General features: G+C 73.6%; 3 protein-coding genes. 1 reads left to right on the top strand and 2 read right to left on the bottom strand.

Annotated features, from left to right (window positions below; all coding sequences use genetic code 11):
- On the top strand, positions 1-520 hold a 520-nt coding region (locus PLL68_RS14655; protein ID WP_502910727.1), incomplete at its 5' end, for an amidohydrolase family protein.
- On the opposite strand, the gene PLL68_RS14660 is transcribed toward PLL68_RS14655, so the two are convergent.
- Positions 501-1,121, bottom strand: a complete 621-nt coding sequence (locus PLL68_RS14660) for a hypothetical protein (RefSeq protein WP_324535343.1) — start codon at positions 1,119-1,121, stop codon at positions 501-503. The genes PLL68_RS14655 and PLL68_RS14660 overlap by 20 nt on opposite strands.
- 20 nt (positions 1,122-1,141) lie before the next feature.
- Positions 1,142-1,825, bottom strand: a 684-nt coding sequence (locus PLL68_RS14665; RefSeq protein ID WP_502910728.1) for a DNA-3-methyladenine glycosylase, incomplete at its 5' end; no start/stop codon positions are given.

Raw genomic sequence — 1,825 nt, forward strand, 5'->3', positions numbered from 1 at the left:
GCCCGAGATCGGCGTGCCACGACCGCAGTTCGCGCCGCACTTCGCCGCCGCGCGGTCCGCCGGGCTGCACAGCGTGCCGCACTCCGGTGAGTCCACCGGTCCCCAGTCGGTGTGGGACGCCCTCACCCACCTCGGGGCGGAACGGATCGGCCACGGGACGACGTCAGTGCAGGATCCCCGCCTGCTCGAGCACCTCGCCGAGCACCGGATCCCGCTCGAGGTGTGCCCGACGAGCAACATCGCGACCCGCGTCGTCGAGAACCTCGACGTGCACCCCATCCGAGCGATGCGCGATGCAGGCGTCGTCGTCACCGTCAACAGCGACGACCCGCCGATGTTCGGCACCACGCTGAACCGCGAGTACGAGATCGCTGCCCACCTGCTCGACCTCGACGAGAACGGTGTCGCGGACCTCGCCCGGGCCGCGCTCGACGCGTCCTTCGCCCCGGCTGACGTGGCCGCAGCCCTGCGCGCCGAGATCGCCTCCTACAGCGAGGAGTTCAGCGCAGGGCGGAGGTGACCACGACTGCGCCGGAGCCGAAGGAGTCGTCGGCCCAGGCTTGGATCGACCCGTCGTCGTGGACCACGGAGACGAGCACCGGGCCGCGGTCGTCCGAGCGTCCCGACGTGAGCAGCCCGGGCGTGGCGCGAAGCGCCCTCTCCACGGCATCCCACTGCGCGTCGCTGAGGTCGGGCGGTGGCACGGGGGTCGGGCTCGGCTGCGCCATCGCGTCGTAGAGGGCCAACGACACGGCACTGGTGACCGTCAGCGTCGTCCTGTCGAACGTGCCGGTGATGGCGTAGGTGCCCCACCTGGTGACCGGCGCCCCGGCCTCCGTCTCGGAGTCGGGTGGGTTGCTCGCCCAGTCCCAGCCGACGAGCGGTATGCCCTGGCACTGCGGCGGCCAGGACTCGGCGACCGGCCCGAGGCACAGCTCCGGCGGGCTGCCCGGCTTCTCGATGACCGTGCCCAGGCCCGTCACCGGCGCCGTGGCTGCGGGCACCGCGGTGACCATCGGCACGGCCTGGCTGCTGGCAGCACCCGGGGAGGGCTCACTCGGGGAACTGCCGCAGGCGGCCAGCGGCAGGGCAGCGGCGGCGAGGACGGCGGCAATGACCATGCGCATACGTGTCGGACGCATCAACCGGCCCTGCCGTTCCGGGTCCTGGCCACGCGGTAGGCACTCACGGTGGGCTCGCCGTCGAGCCAGAACCGCCACGGGTACGCCGTGCCGTCGCCACCCGCCCCGCTGACCCCGACCCGTGGGCCGGTGCGCACCGTCGCGGCATCGACCGGTGTCTCCGGCGGCTCGACCCGGCCCCCGGCTCGCGCACCCACGAGGGACAGCCCGTCGTGCGCACGGGTCAGGCCCAGGGTCATCGCCAGGTTCGCCGGGCCGCGGGCCTGGTCACGCTCCCGCACCCCCGGCCGCCGCTCAGCGGCCAGCGCGTGCCCCGCGACCACCTCGCCGGCCCGCATCAGCACCGCGGAGGCGGTACCCGGCTGGCCGGTCACGATGTTGGCGCAGTGGTGCATGCCGTAGGTGAAGTAGACGTACAGCCGACCGGCCGGTCCGAACATGACCTCGGTCCGCGGCGATCGACCGCGGAAGGCGTGCGAGCCCGGGTCCGCGCCTCCGGCGTACGCCTCGACCTCGGTGAGGCGCACGGTGACACCCCCACGGGTGACCCGGCATCCCAGGAGGTCGCGGGCCACGGTGAGCACGTCACGGGTGAAGAACTGCACGGGCAGGCGGGTCGACGTCACCCCACCAGTGTGTGGCCTCGGGAGCGGGCCGGATGCCGTCAGCGCACCGTCGGCTGC

Origin of the sequence: Ornithinibacter sp., assembly GCF_035443565.1 — a bacterium.
Taxonomy (GTDB): domain Bacteria; phylum Actinomycetota; class Actinomycetes; order Actinomycetales; family Dermatophilaceae; genus Fodinibacter.